Source organism: Sulfurimonas sp. (genome assembly GCF_034005705.1).
Classification (GTDB): domain Bacteria; phylum Campylobacterota; class Campylobacteria; order Campylobacterales; family Sulfurimonadaceae; genus Sulfurimonas.
On sequence record NZ_JAVEUF010000001.1, the window covers coordinates 242,918 to 262,426 of the forward strand.

The following is a 19,509-nucleotide window of genomic DNA, read 5'->3' on the forward strand; positions in this document are numbered from 1 at the left end:
AGTTTTTAAATATGCAAAAAATAGTATTGACTTTTTAAAAATAATTAACTATAATTTCGCCTCATTAATCAGCTGCAGAGTTGTTTTAATGAAAAGAGTCGGGGTGTAGCTCAGTATGGTTAGAGTACTTGGTTTGGGACCAAGGGGCCGAAGGTTCGAGTCCTTTCACCCCGACCACCTAATTTATATTTAAAAACGTATGGTGAGATTAGCTCAGCTGGTTAGAGCACTGGTTTGTGGTGCCGGGGGTCGCGGGTTCGAATCCCGTATCTCACCCCATAAATTAGATATAAAAACTTAATAATAACAATAAATTTTGTGGCGTCCGTGGCTCAACTGGATAGAGTTTCGGACTTCGGATCCGACGGTTATAGGTTCGAATCCTATCGGGCGCACCATTTTTATAAATGTATGCGTCCTTAGCTCAGCTGGATAGAGCAATGCCCTTCTAAGGCATCGGTCACACGTTCGAATCGTGTAGGGCGTACCACCTGTCTGAAGAGACGTAAAACACTTATATGCGGATGTGGTGAAATTGGTATACACGCCAGACTTAGGATCTGGTGCCGTAAGGTGTGGAGGTTCAAGTCCTCTCATCCGCACCATCTACTTTAAAACCCCTGAAATACGATACTTCAAAGAAAATTCAAAACTAATTGTTCCAAAACTGTACCAAAAATGTTCAACTATTAAGAAGTTAAATTATCAAATACAGTACCTTTTCTTGAATTAGAACTACTAAAACTTATCTTTTATTATTTACACTGACTTTTTTAGCCTCTTTATAAAACTTATTAAGCCCTTTTTTTGCTTTATTGTCTACATCGTACGAGATATGTTTTAAGTAGTTCAAGATGTCGTCATGTGCAACATTGGTTCTTTTAGAGGCTTCGTCCAAAATATATCTTGGGATCTTTACTCTTCTTTTTAAGAAATTCTTCTCAATTTTTTTATATAGTGCTTTATCCTTGTGGTAGCAAAGAAGTGCAAATACAAATGGGAGGTTGTGTTTTTCATTCCATTTTTTTGCCAGATCCGTATGAGGCTTCTCTTGCAGGTAGTACCTTAGAGCTTTGTCGCCTATAAGAACTTCACCTTGGACGTTTAAAATTTTTGCGAGCACGTTTGATGTCTCGGACTCTTTATCTTTTACGTCATTTTCGCTTGGGACCACTAAAACGCTAAGCACCTCTTTTCTTGCGATTATTCCGAGGTTTACATGCTTTTGTCTTTTTGCCCGTATGCTTGATATAAACGCCGCATCAACCTTTTTGGAGATAAATTTTTTGTTCGTCTTTGCAGGAACATCTCTGTAGTAGTGCATGCTCATGCTCTGCTGGGAGCTCTTTGTAAAACGTTTCATAAAGACATGAAAAGGCAGAAGATTTAGATACTCAATTTTTCCAAAAATCAAAAGTTGCTCCAAGATAATATGGTCAAAATTATACAGGTATTAACTTATAAAAAAGATGAGTTAGATATAATCACAGCAATGAAAAATAGTTTTGGGAGTAGTATTTTGGTACGAGTAGAATTTTTAGGCCCAATACAAAAAGAGCCTCTGGAGTTAGAGATAACAAACTTAAACGAGTTGGCAAAGATACTGCAGAGGGATGACTCTATGAAAGAGTGGCTTGAGAACTCTGCGGTTGCCGTTAACGACACGCTTGTAAACAGCAGGGACGTAGAGCTTAAAGACGGTGACAGAGTCGTTCTTCTTCCGCCTGTTTGCGGAGGGTGATAGATGCTTTACCTTTATGACGGAGCTCTCGACGTTCCAAAAATTTTAAAAGAGTGGTACGAGCAGGAAGCAAATAGCAACTATGGCGCATATATCCCTTTTGTGGGGACCGTTAGAAGTGAAGACAATATAGAGGGGCTTAGTTTTGACATCTATGAGCCGATACTTAACTCTTGGTACGAGGCGTGGCAAAAAAAGGCTGAAGCTAAAGGTGCGGTTATAAAAATGGCGCACTCAAGAGGTGATGTAATGCTTCACGAGTCTTCCTACATAGCGGCAGTTTTTTCTCCAAAAAGACGCGTAGCGTTAGAGTTTATAGATGAGTTCGTAGAGGATTTCAAAGCATCCGCTCCCATCTGGAAATATGATCTAAAAGGCGGCAAAAGAGTCTATGCACTGGACCGCTCAACAGCAATTAAAGGGAGTGGAATATTGAAATGAGTCTATTATCTTACGAAACCAGTCAAAATATGCTTGATCTTCTGCACGTAAACTCATCAAGAACCGAGAATGTGGCACTTAGCGCATCTCTTGGAAGAGTTTTGGCGCAGGATATCGTTGCAGAGTATAACGACCCTCAATTCCCTACCGCTTCTATGGACGGCTATGCGGTTATGCATAGTGACCTACAGAACAAAGAGATAGCTATTTTAGGGGACAATCCAGCCGGAAGCGATGAGAAGAGAACCATAAAGAGCGGAGAGTGCATAAAAACATTTACAGGCTCAAAGATGCCAAATGGTGCGGATACACTTATCCAGATAGAGAACGTAAGCGTAAACAACGGTAAAATAACCATAGATGAGACAGTTCCTCTCGGAAATGCGGTTCGTCCGGTGGGAGAGGGGTACAGAGCCGGAGATGTGCTTATCAAAAAAGGGACGAAGATCGGATTTGTCGAGATAGGTGTTATGGCTGCGCTAAACCGTGTAATGGTAAAAGTTGCAATTAGACCTCGTGTTGCTGTTATCTCAACTGGAAGCGAGATCTTGGATCTTGGTGTGAACAGTACAAATCCTTCTCAAATAAGAAGTTCTAACAACTATACGCTTGCAGCTCTTTTTGAACAAGCAGGAGCTGAGGCCGTTCAGCTTGGAACAATCGGCGATGAGAGAGAGGGCATTATGGAGACGTTTCAAAACGCTCTCTTAAGTGCTGATATTTTAGTGAGCACCGGCGGAGTGAGCGTAGGGGACTACGACTTTGTAAAAGATATAGTGCCTCGAATAGGCGCAGAAGTTGTCTATAAAGGTGTGGCAATAAAACCGGGCAAACATATAATGGTTGCTCAAAGAGAAGATAAGTTTATTTTAGCGCTCCCCGGGTTTGCATACTCATCAACCGTCACCGCCATACTTTATGTTCTTCCTCTGATCGCAAAAATGCTCGGGCGTAAAAGCGCGTATAAAACAGTAGCCGCAAAGCTCGGCGAAAAATTCACAAAAAGAAGCAAGTTGACGGAGTTTACGGCATGTAATGTTCTCGTAGAGGATGGCGAGTATTTTGTAAACTTCAGAGATAAGAAGGTCGGAAGCTCGGCGATACTTACTAACATGTTAGACTCAAGCGCACTGATGATAACGGGCGAGGATGATGGAGACCTGGAGCAGGGCACATACGTAAATGTTATCTTGTTAGATAATTTTTAAATTTTTTATAGTGAGGCTAAAATGAAAAAGTTACTTCTTGTATTTGTTCTTTTTTTAGGAGTTTTAAAAGCTGATAGTGATGTTAAAAAGGCGCTCTTTGACCTTACGACATCTGATCTTGCAACTATTGAGAAAAGATTGATAAACGGGATCGCATTTAGCAATAAACACTACAAAAGCGTTGGCGGCGGAGTAGATATCAGAGTCGTTATTCATGGCGGCTCTTACAAGTTTTTTGTAAAAGATGTCTCAAAAACAAAATGCAAAGAGGATAAAAAGCTCCAAGCAAAAGAAAAAGAGATACACAAGAAGCTTGCATCGCTCGTAGATACCTACGGTGTAAAATTTTTAATGTGCGGTGTCGGCATGAAAGCAAGAGAGATAAAAAAAGACAACATACTGGATTTCGTAGAAGTTATTCCAAGTGCAATGATCGGACTTATCGATGCACAAAATGATGGCTACGCTTTTGTTCCAATAGACTAGAGGTCAAAAAGCGTTTTTTCAAGCGCTTTTAGCCTGTAGCTTCTTCTGTGGATATCGCAGTAACCATATTTTTTTATCAACTCTACGTGTCTTGAGGTTCCATACCCTTTGTGCTTTTCAAACTCATATTGCGGGTATTTTTTTGCATCTTTAATGATATTTCTGTCATGCGTCACTTTTGCCAGTATTGAAGCGGCACTGACTTCGGGCACTTTTCCATCAGCTTTTACCATGGTTTGAAGCCCGCCTACGCCAAAAGCAGAGTTTCCGTCAAAAAGATACTCGCTGCATTTAAGAGTATCTATGATCTCCAAAAGAGCATTTTTAATACAAGCTGAGATGCCGTGATCGTCGATATCTTTAGCAGAAAACACTACTATATGGTAGAGAGAGTTTTTGGTTATGGTCTCATAGAGAGACTCTCTCTTCTTTTCACTCAGTTTTTTTGAGTCGTGCAGCCCCTCTATATGAGATTTCAATATACAACCGGCAACTACAAGATCACCGGCGATAGGACCTCTACCCGCCTCATCGATTCCACAGAGTTTTCTAAAACTATTCATCTAATCTCCCAATGCCCAAATATCAAACGGAATCATCTCTACTCTGGAGAAGGGGTGATTAACGCTTCCCTCTCTGCTCATCGTAACGGCGGTTATCTTCTTAACCTGATACCTTATAATAAATGACTCAATAGCCTCTATCTTTTTAAAGAGAGCTCTCTCATCCGCAAAGGGTGTTGCCAAGATGACCTCGCCTTCGCTTGGAATATAGAAATCTATCCCGTCGTCATAGAAACAGTCTCTCTCTGATTTTAGCAACTCTAAATATATCATATTTTCAAAGAGTCTGCCGAAATGTTTATCTATTGTCAGTGCAGACTTTAAAGAGATGTCGCAGAGGTATATTTTTCTGATCGCCTTTGGATGATCCACTTTTTGCATCTGGTGAATGTAGCCTTTTTGGCTCAGCTTCTCAAACGAGTCGTAAAGTTTGTCTTTAGAGATCTTTTGCACCTGTTTGAGTCTCTCATACACAGAGTAGGGGGATATCTTCTGCGTCATCATCTTTGCACAGAAGATGAGAATATCCAGCTCTTTTTCATCGAGTGTGCTCTTAAGTGCTTTTTGCAGATAGGAGACCCTCTCGTCACTGTTTATTTTATGCATAAAAGGAAAACCGCCGAGTTGGAAAAAGTGGTTCAGCGCGGTTGAGTCGTACTTATGTTCATACGCCAAAAACTCTTCATAATCAAGCGGATAGACTCTTATGCTCTTTAGGTACTCTATATCATAGTGTACTTCACTGCAGATTATGAGTTGAGGAACATTTACTATCTTTATATCTTGCGTATAGTTGTCAAGAACAAGTGTGTTTATTGTATTATTGGTGCAAAAACTTTGAAGGCTCTTGTTCAAGGCATCTTTTTCTATACGCATATCTCTGCAGTCTATATATAGATAGCTGTTTTTTTTAAGACCCAAAAGGTAGTTTTTTACAAGCTTTGTCTTTCCGCTTTGCGTTATTCCGTTTATCTGATAACTTGAATTGTCCAAAAACAGCTTTCTGAAGTGAAATTTATCAACAATAAGGTCGGTTTTATATAGCTCTTCTAGCAAAATTTCCATGTTGCAATTTTACCACTTCCTTATTAAAAGGAAATAAATTTATACAAATTTCAATTTTTGCCCCCTATTTCCTTGAATTATAGAGATAGTTTGGATACAATTCCGCTCCCTTAAATAGTTAGGCAAGACCTGACGAGTTCTTTAGAAGGAAAAACATGGAAAAAATTCGTTTGAAATTGAAAGCTTATGATCATCGTGTACTTGATAGATCTGTAGCGTCAATCGTAGAGGCTGTTAAGCGTACAGGCGCGGTAATTCGTGGTCCGATACCTTTACCAACAAAGATTCGTAAATATACTGTATTGAAATCTCCACACGTCAATAAAAGCTCACGTGAGCAGTTCGAAATTCGTACTCACGCTAGAGTTATTGATATCGTCTCCGCAACGCCGGAAACTGTAGATTCATTAATGAAACTAGATCTTGCACCGGAAGTGGACGTTGAAGTTCGCTCTATGGATAAGTAGGAGGTCATCATGGAATATATTGTTGAAAAAATCGGTATGAGCCGTACTATCTCAGTTCCTAGTAAGCCTGTTACTCTATTAAGAGTTTTAGACGCTAAGGTCTGTGAAGTTAACGAAAATGGCGCGATTGTAGCTTACAATAGCGGTAAAAAAATGAATAAGTCAATTGAAGGTCAGCAAAAGAAATACAGCCTTTCATCTGAGTTTAACCGTTTTGTTACTTTAGAAGTAGCAAACACTGAAGCTGGTGATTTAGATTTAACTCCTTTGGCAGAAGCTAAAGTTTTAAAGTCTACTTTTACTACTAAGGGTCGCGGTTTTACTGGTGCTATGAAGCGTTGGAATTTCGGCGGTGGTCCTGCTGAACACGGTCACAGATTTGGCCGTAGAACAGGTTCGATCGGTAATGCAGAGTGGCCAGGTCGTGTAATGAAGGGTAAGAAAATGCCTGGACAATACGGAAATACACAAAATAGTGTTAAGAACGAGATTATCTCTTTTGACGCTGAAAACAAGATCATAGCGGTCATTGGTTCAGTTTCTGGAGCTAACGGTTCTTTAGGTCGTGTAAAGGTAGCTAAATAATGAGCGCAATAGTTCTAAATGAAAAAATGGAAAAAGCTTCTGAGTTAGCTTTGCCGGAGAGTTTTTCCGGTATCAATCCTCATAACCTGTACCTGTATGTAAAGTCTGCGCAAGCTGCTATGAGAGCAAACAGCGCATCAGCTTTGACACGTGCACAAGTTAGAGGCGGCGGTAAAAAGCCATGGGCTCAAAAAGGCGGCGGACGTGCTCGCGCAGGTTCACGTCGTTCACCGGTATTTGTCGGTGGTGGTAAGGCATTCGGTCCTAGTAACAATCGTAACTATGATCTTAAAGTTAATAAGAAGCAGAAAAAACTTGCTCTTAACTTTGCTTTAGCAGAACATGCGCAAAACGGTAGTCTATTCATCGTAGATAGCATTGAGATAGCATCTGGTAAAACAAAAGATGCTGCGGCAATGTTTAAAGCGTTAAACCAAAGAGATACTCTTTTTGTAAAGACGATCTTAGATGAAAAAACTTATTTGGCATTTGAAAACATTGCAAGCACATATGTGATTGAAGAGAATGAATTAAATGCTTATTTAGCTGCAAATTATCGTTCAGTAGTGATCGAGAAAGCGGTATGGGAAAATCTTGTAGGTGAGGCTAAATAATGGCAGATATTACAGATATTAAATCTATACTATATACAGAGAAGACATTAGGTATGCAAGAAGATGGAATGATCGTTGTTCAAACATCTCCGCGTATGACTAAAACAGGTCTTAAAGAGGTTTTTCGTGAGTACTTCGGGATCGTTCCTGCAAGAGTTAACTCACTTAATCAAAGCGGAAAAACAAAAAGATTCCGTGGTGTACAGGGTAAGCAAAATGACTTTAAAAAGTTCTATGTAAAGCTTCCAGAGGGTGCACAAATAGAAAGTTTGGCGGTGTAACATGGCAATAAAAACTTATAGACCGACAACTCCGTCTCGCCGTTTTTATACAAATGTTGAAAGCAGCGATATAACAGCAAAGGCAAGTGTTCGTTCACTTCTTGTAAAACTTCCTGCTCACGCTGGTCGTAACAACAACGGACGTATCACATCTCGCCATAAGCAAGCGGGTGCGAAAAAACTTTACCGTATCATCGATTTCAAAAGAAATAAGTATGATGTTCCTGGTACTGTTAGCACAGTTGAGTACGATCCGTACCGTAACTGCCGTATAGCATTGGTTACTTATGCAGACGGTGAAAAGAGATATATCCTTTTACCAAAAGGTTTAAATGTAGGCGATACTGTAATCGCTGCAGAGTCTGGACTTGACGTAAAACCTGGTAATGCGATGAAACTTATGAACATACCTGTCGGTACACTGGTTCACAATATCGAGTTAAAAGTAGGCAAAGGCGGACAGATGGTTCGTTCAGCTGGAACTTCTGCTCAGATCATGGGTCGTGACGGCAAATATGTTTCACTTCGTATGCCTTCTTCCGAGATGCGTTTAGTTCTTGGTGAGTGTATGGCTACTGTCGGTGTTGTTGGAAATGAAGAGTATATCAACATCGTAATAGCAAAAGCAGGTCGTTCTCGCCATATGGGTATTCGTCCTCAAACTCGTGGTTCTGCGATGAACCCAATCGATCACCCGCACGGTGGTGGTGAAGGTAAAACGAACTCAGGTCGTCATCCAGTTACTCCATGGGGTAAACCAACGAAGGGTTCAAAAACTCGTCGTAAAAAAGCAAGTGATAAACTTATTATTACTCGCCGTAAATCTAATCCGAAGAGGTAGTTAAATGGCAAGAAGTGTAAAAAAAGGTCCATTTGTTGATGATCATTTAATGAAAAAAGTAGCTGCAGCCAAAGCTGAAGGCAATAAAAAGCCTATCAAGACTTGGTCTCGCAGAAGTATGGTTCTTCCTGATATGGTTGGCCTTACTCTTAACGTTCATGATGGTCGCAAATTTGTTCCGGTATTTGTAACAGAAAACCATATTGGTTATAAACTAGGTGAATTCGCACCAACTCGTACATTCAAGGGCCATAAGGGCTCTGTACAGAAGAAAGGTTAATCATGGCTAGAGCATTATTAAAATTCATCCGTGTTTCACCGATCAAATCTCGTCTTATTGCAAGAGAGATTCAGGGTATGAACGCTGAAGAGGCATTGGCAGCTTTAGAGTTTACACCAAACAAAGCAGCAAAAATTATCTACAAAGTACTTGCGTCAGCAGTTGCAAACAGTGGTAATGAAGCTAGTGATTGTACAGTAACGTCATGTCGTGTAGATAACGGTCCAGTACTTAAGAGATTCCGTCCGAGAGCTCGTGGTATGGCATCTGGTATCAGAAAACCGACAGCACATATCTTAGTAGAAGTAGAGGGTAAATAATATGGGTCAAAAAGTTAATCCTATTGGTTTACGTCTTGGAATCAACCGTAACTGGGAGAGCCGCTGGTTCCCTAACTTTAAAACTGCACCTGCAGCTTTAGGTGAAGATCACAAGATTCGTACATATTTGAAAAAAGAGCTTTACTATGCAGGTGTTTCTAACATTATCATAGAGAGAACGGTTAAGAGACTTCGTGTTACTATCGTTGCTGCTCGTCCCGGTATCATTATCGGTAAAAAAGGTTCAGATATAGAGAAGCTTAAAGAGACTCTTCAAAATCTTGTTGGTAAGCCAATTTCGGTGAACATCAAAGAGGAGAAGAAAGCTCAGATATCTGCTCAGTTGGTTGCAGAAAACGTAGCTACTCAGTTAGAGCGCCGTGTTGCATTTAGACGTGCTATGAAAAAAGTTATGCAAAATGCACAAAGAGGCGGAGCTAAAGGTATCAAGATATCTGTAAGCGGTCGTCTTGGCGGAGCTGAAATGGCTCGTACAGAGTGGTACTTAGAGGGACGTGTTCCTCTTCATACACTACGTGCAAAGATAGATTACGGTTTTGCTGAAGCTCACACTACATACGGTTGTATAGGTGTGAAAGTTTGGATATTCAAAGGTGAGGTTCTCACAAAAGGTATCCCGGCAGAAGTAAAAGAAGAGCAGCAAAAAGAGGGTGCTCGTCGCCCTAAACGTGCTCCAAAACGCGAAAATAGCGGAAAGGCTGAATAATCATGTTGATGCCTAAGAGAACTAAATATCGTAAAGTAATGAAGGGTCGTAACCGCGGTTACGCTCGTTCGGGTTATACATTAGCATTTGGTGATATAGCTATAAAAGCTGTTGAAGCAGGTCGTATTAACTCTCGTCAGATCGAGTCGGCTCGTATTTCGGCTACTCGTCACATTAAAAGAAATGGTAAGATTTGGATTCGTGTGTTTCCAGCTAAACCACTGACTGCTAAGCCTCTTGAGACTCGTATGGGTAAAGGTAAAGGTTCAGTTGATCAATGGGTTATGAATATTAAGCCAGGTCGTATAATTTTTGAAATGGCAGGTGTTCCTGAAGAGCTTGCTCGTGAAGCACTTACTCTTGCTATGCACAAATTGCCTTTCAAAACAAAAATAATTACTGCGGAGATGAGCAATGAAATATTCTGATTTAGCAGATAAAAGCACAGCAGAACTTCAAGCAATGCTTAAAGAGAGAAAAACTGAGCTTTTTACTTTAAAAATAAAAAAACAGATGATGCAACTACAAAATACTAGCGAACTTCGTATCGCTAAAAAAGATGTTGCTAGAATCAACACTGCACTTCGTGCAGCGAAATAGGGGCTGGCAATGACACATAAACGTGAAATTCAAGGTAATGTAGTTAAAATTGCAGGTGAGAAAACAGCGACTATCGTTGTTGAGCGCCGTGTAATGCACCCTCGTTACCACAAAGTTGTAAAGCGTTTCAAAAAGTACTTGGTACACGATGAGCGCAATGAGTTAAAAGTGGGTGATGAGATTATAGCAATCGAGTGTCGTCCTCTTTCTAAGACTAAATCTTTTAGACTTAAAACAGTAGTATCAGGAGCTGAGTAATGATTCAAGCTTTTACACGTTTAAATGTAGCTGATAATACAGGTGCAAAAGAGGTTATGTGTATTAAGGTACTTGGCGGTTCTAAGCGTCGTTATGCAAGAGTCGGTGATGTTATCATCGCTTCTGTAAAAAAAGCGACTCCTACTGCTAAAGTTAAAAAAGGTAAAGTTGTAAAGGCTGTTGTTGTTAGAACAAGCAAAGAGATCCACCGTGAGAACGGCTCTTTAATTCGTTTTGACGATAATGCAGCTGTTATACTTGATGACAAGAGAGAGCCAATCGGTACTCGTATTTTCGGCCCGATCGCTCGTGAAGTACGTTACGGCGGTTTTATGAAGATCGTATCTCTTGCACCGGAGGTTGTTTAATGGCAAAGTTTAAATTCAAAAAAGGCGATACTGTAGAGATCATCGCCGGTGACGATCGCGGAACAAAAGCTACTGTACTTGAAGTATTACCGAAGAAAAACAAGGTAATAGTTGAGGGTTGTAAAATAGCTAAAAAAGCAATCAAACCAACAGAAGAGAACACTAAAGGCGGACATATCAATAAAGAGATGCCTATAGATGTTTCAAATGTTCGTAAAGTGGAGGCATAATCAATGGCTCGTATGAAAGAAAAATATTTAGGTTTAAAATCTGAACTTCAGGCTGACCTTGGAATAAAGAACCCTATGCAGATACCTGCATTAGAGAAGATCATTATTTCTGTAGGTGCGGGTTTCGCAATGAAAGATAATAAACTTATGCAAAATATCGAAGACACGATTACTGCGATTGCAGGACAAAAAGCAAGTACTGTAATAGCTAAGAAATCAGTTGCTGGTTTCAAGGTACGTGAAGGTATGCCTGTAGGTGTTCGTGTAACACTTCGCGGTGAAAAGATGTATAACTTCTTTGATCGCCTTGTATCTCTTGCTCTTCCACGTGTAAAAGACTTCCGTGGAGTACCAAGAAACGGTTTCGACGGTCGTGGAAACTACAACTTTGGAGTGCAGGAGCAGTTGATTTTCCCGGAGATCAATTACGATTCAATTATGCAAATACATGGTATGAACATCACAGTTGTTACAACTGCTGATTCTGATAAGGCAGGATTTGCTCTTTTAGAGAAAATGGGTATGCCTTTTACTAAAGGGAGCAACTAATGGCTAAGAAATCGATGATTGCTAAAGCAGCAAGAGAGCCAAAGTTCAAAGTTCGCGCTTACACAAGATGTCAGATCTGTGGTCGTCCACACTCTGTTCTTCGCGACTTTGGAATCTGTCGTGTGTGTTTTAGAAAAATGGCAAATGAGGGATTAATCCCAGGCGTTAGAAAGTCAAGCTGGTAAGCAAAAGCTGCCGCTTGAAACTTCTAATGATTAGCAAAGGAAAAATAGATGATAAATGATTTAGTATCGGATGCGTTAACACGTATTCGTAATGCTGGTATGAGAAGATTGGATGTTACTACGCTTGTTCACTCTAAGAGTGTTGAGGCAATGGCAAACATTTTAGTTGAAAAAGGTTACATTGAGAGCAGCAACGTTGTTGAAGACGGCGTTAAAAAAACGATCAATGTTGTATTGAAGTATGGTGAAAACGGTAAATCTGTTATCAATGAAATGAAAAGAGTATCTAAGCCTGGACGTCGCGTCTACAAAGGCAGAGATGAGATAAAGCGTTTCAAGAATGGTTACGGAACTATTATTGTTAGTACATCACGCGGTATTTTACCAAACGATAAAGCTTACGAGCTTGGTATCGGCGGTGAAGTAATGTGTACGGTTTGGTAGGGAGATAGCATGTCAAGAATTGGTAAATTACCTGTAGAGTTTGCATCTGATATCAAAGTTAGTGCAAACGGAAATGTTATAACTTTTGCTAAAGGCAAAAATAGTGTTGATTTAGATACAAAAGGAAACGTTGCGTTCAACATAGACGGTAATGTTTTAACTTTTGCTACTCTTTCAGATTCTCGTGAACACAGAGCGTTCTGGGGAACATATCGTGCATTGGCTCAAAATATTGTTATCGGTCTAACAACTGGTTACACTAAGCAGCTGGAGATCAACGGTGTTGGTTACCGTGCAGCCGTAAACGGCAAAGTGCTTAACCTGCAGCTTGGTTTCTCTCACGATATCAACTACGAATTGCCAGAGGCGATCGAAGCTAGTGTTGAGAAGAACGTTATTACTCTAAAGAGCCATGACAAGCAAGCGCTTGGTCAAGTTGCTGCTGAAGTTAGAGGATTCCGTCCGCCAGAGCCTTACAAAGGTAAAGGTGTTAAATACATGGAAGAACATATCGTGCGTAAAGCCGGTAAAACTTCTAAGAAATAAGGGAGGAGTATAGATGAAAGCAAAAGTACTAAAAAGCAAAATTGCTAATCGCTTAAAAAGAAAGCGTCGTATTCGTGCAAAAATATCTGGATGTGCTTCACTTCCTCGTGTTTCTGTGTTTCGTTCAAATCGTTATTTGAGTGTTCAGGCTATTGATGATGCAACCGCTACGACATTGTGTGCGCTAAATTCAAAAGCAATAGGTCAAAAAGCAAACAAAGATGGTGCAGCTGCACTAGGTGCGGCATTTGCTGCTACGCTAAAGGCAGCTAACATCACTTCAATTGTATTTGATCGTAATGGTTACCAATACCACGGTGTTATAGCTGCATTTGGTGACGCACTTCGTGCAAACGAAATTAAGTTCTAGGGGTTAAGATGGAAATCAATAGAGAAGATTTTGAAGAATCAATTGTTAATATAGGCCGTGTTACAAAAGTTGTAAAAGGTGGACGTCGTTTTCGTTTTACAGCACTTGTAGTTGTTGGTGATAAAAAAGGTACTATCGGTTTTGGTGCCGGAAAAGCGAAAGAAGTTCCGGACGCTATTAAAAAAGCGGTAGATAATGCGTTTAAAAACCTAAGTAAAGTTAGTATCAAAGGTACTACAATTGCACATGACATTGAACATAAGTACAATGCAAGTCGTGTTCTTTTAAAGCCGGCATCAGAAGGTACAGGTGTAATCGCGGGTGGTGCTACTCGTCCTGTTCTTGAGCTTGCAGGTATTCAAGACATACTTACAAAGTCAATAGGTTCAAACAATCCAGGTACACTAGTGCGCGCTACGGTCGAAGCACTAGGTCGCTTAAAAGGATAGATGATGGGTATTGAAAATTTAACACCGGCAGAAGGTTCTGTAAAGAGCCGTAAAAGAGTCGGTCGCGGACAAGGTTCGGGAACTGGTAAGACTGCAGCTCGCGGATCTAAAGGTCAAAAAGCTCGTACTGGTTACAGCAGAAAAAGAAACTTTGAGGGTGGACAGCAGCCACTTGCAAGAAGACTTCCAAAAATTGGATTTACTTCTCGTGTAATCAAGCCGTACGTAATCAACGTTGAGAAAATAAAAGCAGTTGCTGAGCTTTCTGAAATTACTATGGATAGTATCCGTGGTGTTCATAAAATAGCTGCTTGTGTTACTAAAGTCAAGTTGGTTGGTGCTACTGCTAAAGATCTAGCATCAAAAATTAAAGACGACAACGTTACTACTACAGGTAAATAGTCGTGAATAAAAATCTAGTAAATAAGATACTTATTACTATCGGGTTTTTATTTATTTATCGCCTACTGGCATACGTGCCGGTTCCGGGCGTAGACGCTTCTGTTATCGCTTCATTCTTCGACTCACATCAATCAGATGCACTAGGCTTATTCAATATGTTTAGCGGTAATGCTGTTGAGAGAATGTCAATCATAGCTCTTGGAATCATGCCATATATCACCGCTTCCATTATTATGGAACTTTTAGCGGCTACATTTGCACCTCTTGGTCAGATGAAAAAAGAGCGTGACGGAATGGTTAAGTATATGCAGATTATCCGCTATGCGACAATCGTAATTACAATCATTCAAGCAATAGGTATCAGTGTCGGACTTCAGAGTCTTACAGGGCCTAACGGTAACAGCGCAATATTAATCGATCACAACACATTTATACTTGTATCTGCCGTATCAATGGTGGCAGGAACTATGCTTCTGATGTGGATTGGTGAACAGATTACACAAAGTGGTATCGGTAACGGTATATCATTGATCATCTTCGCTGGAATCGTCTCAGCAATTCCAAGCGCGATCGGTCAGACGATCACTATGGTAAATACTGGAGCTATGAGTTTCTTGACTGTAATAGCGATCCTTGCTCTAATATTGGCAACAGTAGGCATTATTATCTATGTTGAACTTGGTGAGCGCCGTGTACCTGTTACTTACGCTAAAAAAGTTATGATGCAGAATCAAAATAAAAGAGTTATGAACTATATTCCTATTAAAGTAAACCTATCGGGTGTAATTCCGGTTATCTTTGCTAGTGCGATACTTATGTTCCCAATGACTGTTTTATCAAGCAGCAGCAATCCTACTGTACTTGCAATTGCAGATTATTTGAACCCTAATAGTTATTTCTTTAACTTTTTGACATTTCTTTTTGTTGTTTTCTTTGCATTTTTCTATGCATCGATCACTTTCAACTCAAAAGATATATCTGAAAACTTGAAAAAGCAGGGTGGTTTTATTCCCGGTATCCGTACAGGAAATGCAACGGCAGAGTTCTTAAACACTACTGCAAGTAATCTTACATTTACGGGTGCACTATATCTAGGTCTTGTTGCAACTTTACCGTTCATGATAATAAAAGGGATGGGTGTTCCATTCTTCTTCGGCGGTACTGCGGTTCTTATCGTTGTTCAGGTTGCACTTGACACTATGAGAAAGATCGAGGCTCAGGTTTATATGAGTAAGTATCAAACATTAAGCGCGGTTGGTCTTTAAAAAATGGCCATTGCGCTTAGAAAACCTCTAGAGATAGAGAAACTTCGCGCTGCTAACAAGATTGTCGGCGGCGCGTTAGAACTACTTCGTCAAAACACAAAACCCGGAGTCTCTTTAAAAGAGCTTGACGCTATGGCTGAGGAGTATATCCGCTCTCACGGTGCAAAGCCATCTTTTAAGGGTCTCTACGGCTTTCCGAACTCCGTTTGCACATCACTCAATCAAGTTATCATTCACGGCATCCCGACTGATTATAAGCTCCAAGAGGGCGATATTATCGGTTATGATATCGGAACGGAACTTGATGGGTGGTTCGGCGATGCGGCAATAACGGTAGCCGTGGGCAAGATAACTCCCCAAGATGAAGCGCTTATTGCTTGTGCTAGAGACTCTCTTTATGAGGCTATTGAGGCTATAAAAGTAGGTATGAGATTTAAAGAGCTCTCTGCGGTACTGGAGAACTCCATCCGCTCAAGAGGCTTTGTGCCGCTTCACAGTTTCTGCGGTCACGGTATCGGTAAGAAACCTCATGAGGAGCCTGAGATCCCTAACTACTTGGAAGCAAAAGATGCAAAGGGCGGTCCTAAGATTAAAAACGGGATGGTTTTTTGCTTGGAGCCTATGGTTTGTCAAAAGGATTCAAAACCTCTTATCTTAGAAAATAAGTGGGATGTTGTTAGTGCCGATGGTTTACGCGGTTCACACTACGAGCATACTGTTGCAGTTGTCAATGGTAAAGCTGAAATTTTATCTCTGGCTTGAGAAAAAAAGGATTAAAATGGCTAAATCAGATGTTATCGAAGTTGATGGCAAGATTATAGAGGCTTTGCCAAATGCAACATTCCGTGTTGAGTTAGAAAATGGACATATCATTTTATGTCATATCGCAGGAAAAATGCGTATGCACTATATAAAGATATTACCAGGCGATAAAGTAAAACTAGAGCTAACACCATACTCTTTAGATAAAGGGCGTATCACTTATAGATACAAATAAAAAAAGGGGGTGCAAGCCTCTTTTTTAAAAATACTTACTCCGTAGAACTTTTATAAATCTTCATATTTTTTAAATCAAACATTTGATATAACACATACCAATTAGCGCAAGAGGTTAAAAGGGTATCACCGTATATGACAACCTTGTTATCTTTAGATAAAGAGAGTTCGTCTGCAAAGAGTTTTTTTAGCTCTAGCTCATTCTTTAGCGTCAAATCATCAAAGAAAATTTCTTTAACACTCTTAGCTGGAATTATTTCTGAACCTTGATTTAAGTACTCATCACCTACTAATACAAGAGGATTAGAGAGCACTTTAAAATTACCTTTTTGTAAAGATTTTGACTCTTTAGAGGTAACTATATCGTTATATTTAAAGACCCATGCCATATATCCACCATCTAGTATAGATACGTTATTAAATCCATGCTGTAAAAATATAGATGCTAAATAGGTTGTATTTAGATAATCATTACTATTTGTTCTTGAATAAATAACTACGTTTGAGTCGTTATTTATGCCGAGCTTACTCATAGCATCTTCTACTTTTTTACTATAGTTTACAGCAAGTCTTGCATACTTACTTTTTTTAAACTTAGAGATATCAACATGGATAGCACCAGAAATATGGCTTTGATCATAAGATGAATAGTCGCTTACATCTAGGAGGATAAGATTTTTTTCTTCTAAGATATTATGTAACTGCTCTGGTTTTATAAAAGCGTCATAAGCAGCTAGATGTATAGCAAAAAGAAGTATTAGTATAAATTTCATAGTAGTTAAAATGTCTGTGTATTTCTAAATTCTGATATTTCTGTCTCAACCATTTCATTAATCATGATTCTAAAAAGGTCAGAAATCATGTTAGGAGAGACATCAGCTTTAATGGCAGAATGACGTACTTTTTGTAAGATATAATCAACCCTATCTTCAGCCTTGACCTCTTCAATACTATTTTTAAACTGTGCTGCTTGGCGAACAAGGTGACTTCTTTGAGAAATTAATTCCACTAATGAATCATCAATTTTATCAATCTCACTTCTTATCTCTTGCAGAGAGTTGCATTTTTTTACTTTTGACATTTTATTCTCCATTTGTAGTAAAGTATGTTATCTAAAAAGAGATAATAAGTTGATTACTCAACTATATTAAAAGCTCTTATATAAGCCTCTTGAAGTGACAAATCTCTATTTTTATAATCAAGTATATCACCTATTTCTACTTCTATAATACGCTCTTGTTTTGAATCTTTGATAGCAGATAATAAAATATTTTCTGCTCTGGAGCGTATATAAAGAGGAAGAATTGGAAGTCTGTTTTTAATTGCAATAATCTCAGAGCCCTCTTTAAACTCAGCTAGAGGTGAATCTGAGCTATTTCTTGTTCCCTCAGGAAATATAAAAATAGAGTTTCCCTCTTTTGTGCGCTGCTTTATATCTTTAAAAAAACCACTCATTTGAGAAGCTTCTCTATCTAGTAAAATAGTCCCAGCATTTTTAGTGAATTTTCCAAAAAACAGTGAGTTATAAAGCTCTTTTTTTGCTATCCAATAACCAAATATAGAGCTATCTTTTGTGGCAATTTCAACTATAAGAGGATCGATAATGGTTCTATGGTTTGAGATTAAAAGATATTGGCCATTTTGTGGAAGCTTCTCTTTGTTGATGATGTTTATTTTTATATTTAACTTACCAAGTAATTTACTAGCATACTCAACTCTTAACCTCTTTTTATCTTTTGAATCTTTTAAGCGTGTGAGTTTAAATCCATAATAGTTGGTTAAAAATATCGCATAAATTGCTATTTTTATCTGATTTAGTGTCAAAGCTACCCCTTAGTTTGGCTTTATAATTTTTTTTATCTCTTTTGGCAGATGAGCAAAAGGGAGTGTTTTAATTCCCTCTTTTATACCATTTTCAAAAACCATAACATCAAGTGTCATTTTTGTTGGATAAAATCTTATAACATCATAAGAAACATTCTCAAGTTTAAATGATATTTTTCTCTCATGTAGTTCTATACTCTTCTTGTTTTTTGCCATCTTAGCTCTTTAGGTATATACCGTTTTCTCTAACTTCAATAACGTTGCTATCTACAAGCGCAGTCAAAGAGCGTTTAAACTCTTTTTTACTTAGTTCAAAAACATCTTTTACCAGTTCTGCATCACTCTTGTAGTTATAAGGCATACTGCCACCATTTTCGTTTAAAAGTGTAAGAACTTTTTCTACCGAAGCATCTTTTCTCTTTGCACTGCTTTGTTGAAGCGATAAATCTATACAGCCATCTTTTCTAATATTTTTTACAAAAGCTTTTTTTTGATTGCCTATCTCTATCTTTTCAAAAATCTCATTATGATAAATTAATCCTTCGTACTTTCCCTCAACTATACACTTATATCCAAGTGGAGTTTTTGCGATGATAAGGATATCTGCCTCTTTATGCTGCACCAAACCCTTTACTCTACGCTCAAAAAAATCTCCCAACTTTTCTGTTCCTACAAGTCTGTGAGTTCTATCATCATAAACGACTTTTAAAAATCTTTTGTCTCCAACTTTAAATGGCTCTTTTTGAAACATTTTAGGAACAAAGAGATCTTTTGGCAAACCCCAGTTTACAAATGCGCCAAATGGTGCAATATCGACTACTTCAAATAGGCCAAACCCATCTAGCATAGCTTTTGGTGAGAGTGTAGTTGCCACTAATCTATCTTCAGAATCCGTATATAAAAATACCTCTAAAAGCTCATCTTCTTGCATGCCCTCTGTTACATAAGCTTGTGGCAGAAGAACATCCTTACCATCAAGTGCTTCTAAAAAGATTCCATGTGGAGTGAATCTATCAATTCTGAGAGTGTTAATGATACCTAGTTCTAAGTGTTCGTTTTGTTGCATGTAGTTTCCTTGTAATTCCGTCTATCTCAAAGTGCTTGAGAAATAAGGTTGCCATTATATCGTCTTTAGAGCAGTGAGAGTAGGACAACTAACAAAACTATAGGAGTTACTAGAAGTCCAAATTTTGTATATGAGTAGTAATCAATTTTTATCCCTTTTTTCTCTAGCGTATGAAGCCATAAAAGTGTGGCAAGCGAGCCAAAAGGTGTCATTTTTGGACCTAGATTACAACCTATAATGTTTGCATATATCATCGCATCATTTGCAATATCCCTTAGTGCTATATCCATAATCATAATGGTAGGCATATTGTTCATCACAGCGGATAAAATAGCTGC

General features: G+C 39.0%; 36 protein-coding genes and 5 tRNA genes. 32 read left to right on the forward strand and 9 right to left on the reverse strand.

Annotation, left to right across the window (positions count from 1 at the left end; all coding sequences use genetic code 11):
* Positions 1–99 precede the first annotated feature (99 nt).
* From RBR61_RS01220 to RBR61_RS01240, 5 genes are all read left to right on the forward strand, one after another.
* Positions 100–177 (forward strand) — tRNA-Pro (locus RBR61_RS01220).
* Between the two features lie 25 nt (positions 178–202).
* Positions 203–279 (forward strand) — tRNA-His (locus tag RBR61_RS01225).
* 42 nt (positions 280–321) lie between these two features.
* Positions 322–398, forward strand: a tRNA-Arg gene (locus tag RBR61_RS01230).
* Positions 399–413: 15 nt separating this feature from the next.
* Positions 414–490 (forward strand) — tRNA-Arg (locus tag RBR61_RS01235).
* A 30-nt stretch (positions 491–520) separates the two neighbouring features.
* A tRNA-Leu gene (locus tag RBR61_RS01240) sits at positions 521–605 on the forward strand.
* Positions 606–745: 140 nt separating this feature from the next.
* Here RBR61_RS01240 and RBR61_RS01245 read toward each other — a convergent pair.
* A complete protein-coding gene (locus RBR61_RS01245) occupies positions 746–1,414 on the reverse strand; it encodes an MqnA/MqnD/SBP family protein (protein ID WP_320341695.1) in 669 nt (222 codons plus the stop codon).
* Positions 1,415–1,519: 105 nt separating this feature from the next.
* Between RBR61_RS01245 and RBR61_RS01250 the strand changes: the two genes are divergently transcribed.
* From RBR61_RS01250 to RBR61_RS01265, 4 genes are read left to right on the forward strand one after another with little or no spacing between them, the layout of a single operon-like run.
* Positions 1,520–1,741, forward strand: a complete 222-nt coding sequence (locus RBR61_RS01250) for a MoaD/ThiS family protein (RefSeq protein WP_320341696.1) — start codon at positions 1,520–1,522, stop codon at positions 1,739–1,741.
* Positions 1,742–1,744: 3 nt separating this feature from the next.
* On the forward strand, positions 1,745–2,182 hold the full coding sequence (locus RBR61_RS01255; protein WP_320341697.1) for a molybdenum cofactor biosynthesis protein MoaE: 438 nt from the start codon (positions 1,745–1,747) through the stop codon (positions 2,180–2,182).
* Positions 2,179–3,390 (forward strand): gephyrin-like molybdotransferase Glp, encoded by a 1,212-nt coding sequence (glp, locus tag RBR61_RS01260; RefSeq protein ID WP_320341698.1) that lies wholly within the window; start codon positions 2,179–2,181, stop codon positions 3,388–3,390. The genes RBR61_RS01255 and glp overlap by 4 nt, the downstream gene beginning before the upstream one ends.
* A 21-nt stretch (positions 3,391–3,411) precedes the next feature.
* A complete protein-coding gene (locus tag RBR61_RS01265; protein ID WP_320341699.1) occupies positions 3,412–3,876 on the forward strand; it encodes a DsrE family protein in 465 nt (154 codons plus the stop codon).
* On the opposite strand, the gene RBR61_RS01270 is transcribed toward RBR61_RS01265, so the two are convergent.
* Together RBR61_RS01270 and RBR61_RS01275 are read right to left on the reverse strand one after the other, a co-directional pair.
* Positions 3,873–4,439, reverse strand: coding sequence for a ribonuclease HII (locus RBR61_RS01270; RefSeq protein WP_320341700.1), 567 nt, complete (start codon positions 4,437–4,439; stop codon positions 3,873–3,875). The two genes, RBR61_RS01265 and RBR61_RS01270, sit on opposite strands and share 4 nt — an antisense overlap.
* A complete protein-coding gene (locus RBR61_RS01275) occupies positions 4,440–5,504 on the reverse strand; it encodes an ATP-binding protein (protein WP_320341701.1) in 1,065 nt (354 codons plus the stop codon).
* A 155-nt stretch (positions 5,505–5,659) separates the two neighbouring features.
* On the opposite strand from RBR61_RS01275, the gene rpsJ reads away from it, so the two are divergent.
* From rpsJ to infA, 23 genes are read left to right on the forward strand one after another with little or no spacing between them, the layout of a single operon-like run.
* A complete protein-coding gene (rpsJ, locus tag RBR61_RS01280) occupies positions 5,660–5,971 on the forward strand; it encodes a 30S ribosomal protein S10 (protein ID WP_137011558.1) in 312 nt (103 codons plus the stop codon).
* 9 nt (positions 5,972–5,980) lie between these two features.
* Positions 5,981–6,556, forward strand: a complete 576-nt coding sequence (gene rplC, locus RBR61_RS01285) for a 50S ribosomal protein L3 (protein ID WP_320341702.1) — start codon at positions 5,981–5,983, stop codon at positions 6,554–6,556.
* Positions 6,556–7,170 carry a 50S ribosomal protein L4 gene (gene rplD, locus RBR61_RS01290; protein ID WP_320341703.1) on the forward strand — a complete coding sequence of 205 codons (615 nt, stop codon included), beginning with the start codon at positions 6,556–6,558 and terminating at the stop codon, positions 7,168–7,170. The genes rplC and rplD overlap by 1 nt, the downstream gene beginning before the upstream one ends.
* Entirely contained in the window at positions 7,170–7,451 is a 282-nt protein-coding gene (locus tag RBR61_RS01295; RefSeq protein WP_320341704.1) for a 50S ribosomal protein L23, read from the forward strand. The genes rplD and RBR61_RS01295 overlap by 1 nt, the downstream gene beginning before the upstream one ends.
* 1 nt (position 7,452) lies before the next feature.
* Positions 7,453–8,292 (forward strand): 50S ribosomal protein L2, encoded by an 840-nt coding sequence (rplB, locus tag RBR61_RS01300; protein ID WP_320341705.1) that lies wholly within the window; start codon positions 7,453–7,455, stop codon positions 8,290–8,292.
* A 4-nt stretch (positions 8,293–8,296) separates the two neighbouring features.
* On the forward strand, positions 8,297–8,572 hold the full coding sequence (gene rpsS / locus RBR61_RS01305; protein WP_320341706.1) for a 30S ribosomal protein S19: 276 nt from the start codon (positions 8,297–8,299) through the stop codon (positions 8,570–8,572).
* Positions 8,573–8,574: 2 nt separating this feature from the next.
* Entirely contained in the window at positions 8,575–8,892 is a 318-nt protein-coding gene (gene rplV, locus RBR61_RS01310) for a 50S ribosomal protein L22 (protein WP_152298652.1), read from the forward strand.
* 1 nt (position 8,893) lies between these two features.
* On the forward strand, positions 8,894–9,619 hold the full coding sequence (gene rpsC, locus RBR61_RS01315) for a 30S ribosomal protein S3 (RefSeq protein WP_320341707.1): 726 nt from the start codon (positions 8,894–8,896) through the stop codon (positions 9,617–9,619).
* 2 nt (positions 9,620–9,621) lie between these two features.
* The gene (gene rplP, locus RBR61_RS01320; protein WP_152298654.1) at positions 9,622–10,047 is read left to right on the forward strand and encodes a 50S ribosomal protein L16; all 426 of its coding nucleotides are present in this window, start codon (positions 9,622–9,624) and stop codon (positions 10,045–10,047) included.
* Entirely contained in the window at positions 10,034–10,219 is a 186-nt protein-coding gene (rpmC, locus tag RBR61_RS01325) for a 50S ribosomal protein L29 (RefSeq protein WP_320341708.1), read from the forward strand. Before rplP ends, rpmC begins: the two co-directional genes overlap by 14 nt.
* 9 nt (positions 10,220–10,228) lie before the next feature.
* Entirely contained in the window at positions 10,229–10,477 is a 249-nt protein-coding gene (rpsQ, locus tag RBR61_RS01330; RefSeq protein WP_137011579.1) for a 30S ribosomal protein S17, read from the forward strand.
* Complete coding sequence (gene rplN, locus RBR61_RS01335; protein ID WP_320341709.1) at positions 10,477–10,845, forward strand: 50S ribosomal protein L14; 369 nt, start codon at positions 10,477–10,479, stop codon at positions 10,843–10,845. The genes rpsQ and rplN overlap by 1 nt, the downstream gene beginning before the upstream one ends.
* A complete protein-coding gene (gene rplX / locus RBR61_RS01340) occupies positions 10,845–11,075 on the forward strand; it encodes a 50S ribosomal protein L24 (protein WP_152298658.1) in 231 nt (76 codons plus the stop codon). The genes rplN and rplX overlap by 1 nt, the downstream gene beginning before the upstream one ends.
* A 3-nt stretch (positions 11,076–11,078) precedes the next feature.
* Positions 11,079–11,624, forward strand: a complete 546-nt coding sequence (gene rplE / locus RBR61_RS01345; RefSeq protein WP_320341710.1) for a 50S ribosomal protein L5 — start codon at positions 11,079–11,081, stop codon at positions 11,622–11,624.
* Positions 11,624–11,809: a type Z 30S ribosomal protein S14 gene (locus RBR61_RS01350; RefSeq protein WP_320341711.1), complete on the forward strand. Its 186-nt coding sequence runs from the start codon at positions 11,624–11,626 to the stop codon at positions 11,807–11,809. Before rplE ends, RBR61_RS01350 begins: the two co-directional genes overlap by 1 nt.
* A gap of 48 nt (positions 11,810–11,857) precedes the next feature.
* On the forward strand, positions 11,858–12,253 hold the full coding sequence (rpsH, locus tag RBR61_RS01355; RefSeq protein WP_320341712.1) for a 30S ribosomal protein S8: 396 nt from the start codon (positions 11,858–11,860) through the stop codon (positions 12,251–12,253).
* A gap of 9 nt (positions 12,254–12,262) precedes the next feature.
* Positions 12,263–12,799: a 50S ribosomal protein L6 gene (gene rplF / locus RBR61_RS01360; protein WP_320341713.1), complete on the forward strand. Its 537-nt coding sequence runs from the start codon at positions 12,263–12,265 to the stop codon at positions 12,797–12,799.
* A 13-nt stretch (positions 12,800–12,812) separates the two neighbouring features.
* Positions 12,813–13,169 (forward strand): 50S ribosomal protein L18, encoded by a 357-nt coding sequence (rplR, locus tag RBR61_RS01365; protein WP_320341714.1) that lies wholly within the window; start codon positions 12,813–12,815, stop codon positions 13,167–13,169.
* An 8-nt stretch (positions 13,170–13,177) separates the two neighbouring features.
* Complete coding sequence (gene rpsE, locus RBR61_RS01370; RefSeq protein ID WP_137011595.1) at positions 13,178–13,618, forward strand: 30S ribosomal protein S5; 441 nt, start codon at positions 13,178–13,180, stop codon at positions 13,616–13,618.
* 3 nt (positions 13,619–13,621) lie between these two features.
* On the forward strand, positions 13,622–14,020 hold the full coding sequence (rplO, locus tag RBR61_RS01375) for a 50S ribosomal protein L15 (protein WP_320341715.1): 399 nt from the start codon (positions 13,622–13,624) through the stop codon (positions 14,018–14,020).
* 2 nt (positions 14,021–14,022) lie between these two features.
* Positions 14,023–15,285: a preprotein translocase subunit SecY gene (secY, locus tag RBR61_RS01380; protein ID WP_320341716.1), complete on the forward strand. Its 1,263-nt coding sequence runs from the start codon at positions 14,023–14,025 to the stop codon at positions 15,283–15,285.
* Positions 15,286–15,288: 3 nt separating this feature from the next.
* Positions 15,289–16,047: a type I methionyl aminopeptidase gene (gene map / locus RBR61_RS01385; RefSeq protein WP_320341717.1), complete on the forward strand. Its 759-nt coding sequence runs from the start codon at positions 15,289–15,291 to the stop codon at positions 16,045–16,047.
* A gap of 16 nt (positions 16,048–16,063) precedes the next feature.
* On the forward strand, positions 16,064–16,282 hold the full coding sequence (infA, locus tag RBR61_RS01390; protein ID WP_008338996.1) for a translation initiation factor IF-1: 219 nt from the start codon (positions 16,064–16,066) through the stop codon (positions 16,280–16,282).
* Between the two features lie 34 nt (positions 16,283–16,316).
* On the opposite strand, the gene RBR61_RS01395 is transcribed toward infA, so the two are convergent.
* From RBR61_RS01395 to RBR61_RS01420, 6 genes are all read right to left on the reverse strand, one after another.
* The gene (locus RBR61_RS01395) at positions 16,317–17,054 is read right to left on the reverse strand and encodes a rhodanese-like domain-containing protein (RefSeq protein WP_299855002.1); all 738 of its coding nucleotides are present in this window, start codon (positions 17,052–17,054) and stop codon (positions 16,317–16,319) included.
* A 5-nt stretch (positions 17,055–17,059) separates the two neighbouring features.
* Positions 17,060–17,362 carry a chorismate mutase gene (locus RBR61_RS01400; protein ID WP_299854999.1) on the reverse strand — a complete coding sequence of 101 codons (303 nt, stop codon included), beginning with the start codon at positions 17,360–17,362 and terminating at the stop codon, positions 17,060–17,062.
* A gap of 53 nt (positions 17,363–17,415) precedes the next feature.
* A complete protein-coding gene (locus RBR61_RS01405; RefSeq protein WP_299854997.1) occupies positions 17,416–18,105 on the reverse strand; it encodes a lysophospholipid acyltransferase family protein in 690 nt (229 codons plus the stop codon).
* A 9-nt stretch (positions 18,106–18,114) separates the two neighbouring features.
* Positions 18,115–18,321: a hypothetical protein gene (locus tag RBR61_RS01410; protein ID WP_299854995.1), complete on the reverse strand. Its 207-nt coding sequence runs from the start codon at positions 18,319–18,321 to the stop codon at positions 18,115–18,117.
* Between the two features lies 1 nt (position 18,322).
* Entirely contained in the window at positions 18,323–19,171 is an 849-nt protein-coding gene (locus RBR61_RS01415) for a S1-like domain-containing RNA-binding protein (protein WP_299854992.1), read from the reverse strand.
* A 65-nt stretch (positions 19,172–19,236) separates the two neighbouring features.
* The coding region (locus RBR61_RS01420; RefSeq protein ID WP_320341718.1) for an ArsB/NhaD family transporter at positions 19,237–19,509 on the reverse strand (273 nt) is incomplete at its 5' end.

Coding starts and splice junctions, on each gene's coding strand:
- RBR61_RS01255 (WP_320341697.1), top strand. CDS start 1,745: ATGCTTTACCTTTATGACGGAGCTCTCGACGTTCCAAAAATTTTAAAA.
- glp (WP_320341698.1), top strand. CDS start 2,179: ATGAGTCTATTATCTTACGAAACCAGTCAAAATATGCTTGATCTTCTG.
- RBR61_RS01265 (WP_320341699.1), top strand. CDS start 3,412: ATGAAAAAGTTACTTCTTGTATTTGTTCTTTTTTTAGGAGTTTTAAAA.
- RBR61_RS01270 (WP_320341700.1), bottom strand. CDS start 4,439: ATGAATAGTTTTAGAAAACTCTGTGGAATCGATGAGGCGGGTAGAGGT.
- RBR61_RS01275 (WP_320341701.1), bottom strand. CDS start 5,504: ATGGAAATTTTGCTAGAAGAGCTATATAAAACCGACCTTATTGTTGAT.
- rpsJ (WP_137011558.1), top strand. CDS start 5,660: ATGGAAAAAATTCGTTTGAAATTGAAAGCTTATGATCATCGTGTACTT.
- rplC (WP_320341702.1), top strand. CDS start 5,981: ATGGAATATATTGTTGAAAAAATCGGTATGAGCCGTACTATCTCAGTT.
- rplD (WP_320341703.1), top strand. CDS start 6,556: ATGAGCGCAATAGTTCTAAATGAAAAAATGGAAAAAGCTTCTGAGTTA.
- RBR61_RS01295 (WP_320341704.1), top strand. CDS start 7,170: ATGGCAGATATTACAGATATTAAATCTATACTATATACAGAGAAGACA.
- rplB (WP_320341705.1), top strand. CDS start 7,453: ATGGCAATAAAAACTTATAGACCGACAACTCCGTCTCGCCGTTTTTAT.
- rpsS (WP_320341706.1), top strand. CDS start 8,297: ATGGCAAGAAGTGTAAAAAAAGGTCCATTTGTTGATGATCATTTAATG.
- rplV (WP_152298652.1), top strand. CDS start 8,575: ATGGCTAGAGCATTATTAAAATTCATCCGTGTTTCACCGATCAAATCT.
- rpsC (WP_320341707.1), top strand. CDS start 8,894: ATGGGTCAAAAAGTTAATCCTATTGGTTTACGTCTTGGAATCAACCGT.
- rplP (WP_152298654.1), top strand. CDS start 9,622: ATGTTGATGCCTAAGAGAACTAAATATCGTAAAGTAATGAAGGGTCGT.
- rpmC (WP_320341708.1), top strand. CDS start 10,034: ATGAAATATTCTGATTTAGCAGATAAAAGCACAGCAGAACTTCAAGCA.
- rpsQ (WP_137011579.1), top strand. CDS start 10,229: ATGACACATAAACGTGAAATTCAAGGTAATGTAGTTAAAATTGCAGGT.
- rplN (WP_320341709.1), top strand. CDS start 10,477: ATGATTCAAGCTTTTACACGTTTAAATGTAGCTGATAATACAGGTGCA.
- rplX (WP_152298658.1), top strand. CDS start 10,845: ATGGCAAAGTTTAAATTCAAAAAAGGCGATACTGTAGAGATCATCGCC.
- rplE (WP_320341710.1), top strand. CDS start 11,079: ATGGCTCGTATGAAAGAAAAATATTTAGGTTTAAAATCTGAACTTCAG.
- RBR61_RS01350 (WP_320341711.1), top strand. CDS start 11,624: ATGGCTAAGAAATCGATGATTGCTAAAGCAGCAAGAGAGCCAAAGTTC.
- rpsH (WP_320341712.1), top strand. CDS start 11,858: ATGATAAATGATTTAGTATCGGATGCGTTAACACGTATTCGTAATGCT.
- rplF (WP_320341713.1), top strand. CDS start 12,263: ATGTCAAGAATTGGTAAATTACCTGTAGAGTTTGCATCTGATATCAAA.
- rplR (WP_320341714.1), top strand. CDS start 12,813: ATGAAAGCAAAAGTACTAAAAAGCAAAATTGCTAATCGCTTAAAAAGA.
- rpsE (WP_137011595.1), top strand. CDS start 13,178: ATGGAAATCAATAGAGAAGATTTTGAAGAATCAATTGTTAATATAGGC.
- rplO (WP_320341715.1), top strand. CDS start 13,622: ATGGGTATTGAAAATTTAACACCGGCAGAAGGTTCTGTAAAGAGCCGT.
- map (WP_320341717.1), top strand. CDS start 15,289: ATGGCCATTGCGCTTAGAAAACCTCTAGAGATAGAGAAACTTCGCGCT.
- infA (WP_008338996.1), top strand. CDS start 16,064: ATGGCTAAATCAGATGTTATCGAAGTTGATGGCAAGATTATAGAGGCT.
- RBR61_RS01395 (WP_299855002.1), bottom strand. CDS start 17,054: ATGAAATTTATACTAATACTTCTTTTTGCTATACATCTAGCTGCTTAT.
- RBR61_RS01400 (WP_299854999.1), bottom strand. CDS start 17,362: ATGTCAAAAGTAAAAAAATGCAACTCTCTGCAAGAGATAAGAAGTGAG.
- RBR61_RS01410 (WP_299854995.1), bottom strand. CDS start 18,321: ATGGCAAAAAACAAGAAGAGTATAGAACTACATGAGAGAAAAATATCA.
- RBR61_RS01415 (WP_299854992.1), bottom strand. CDS start 19,171: ATGCAACAAAACGAACACTTAGAACTAGGTATCATTAACACTCTCAGA.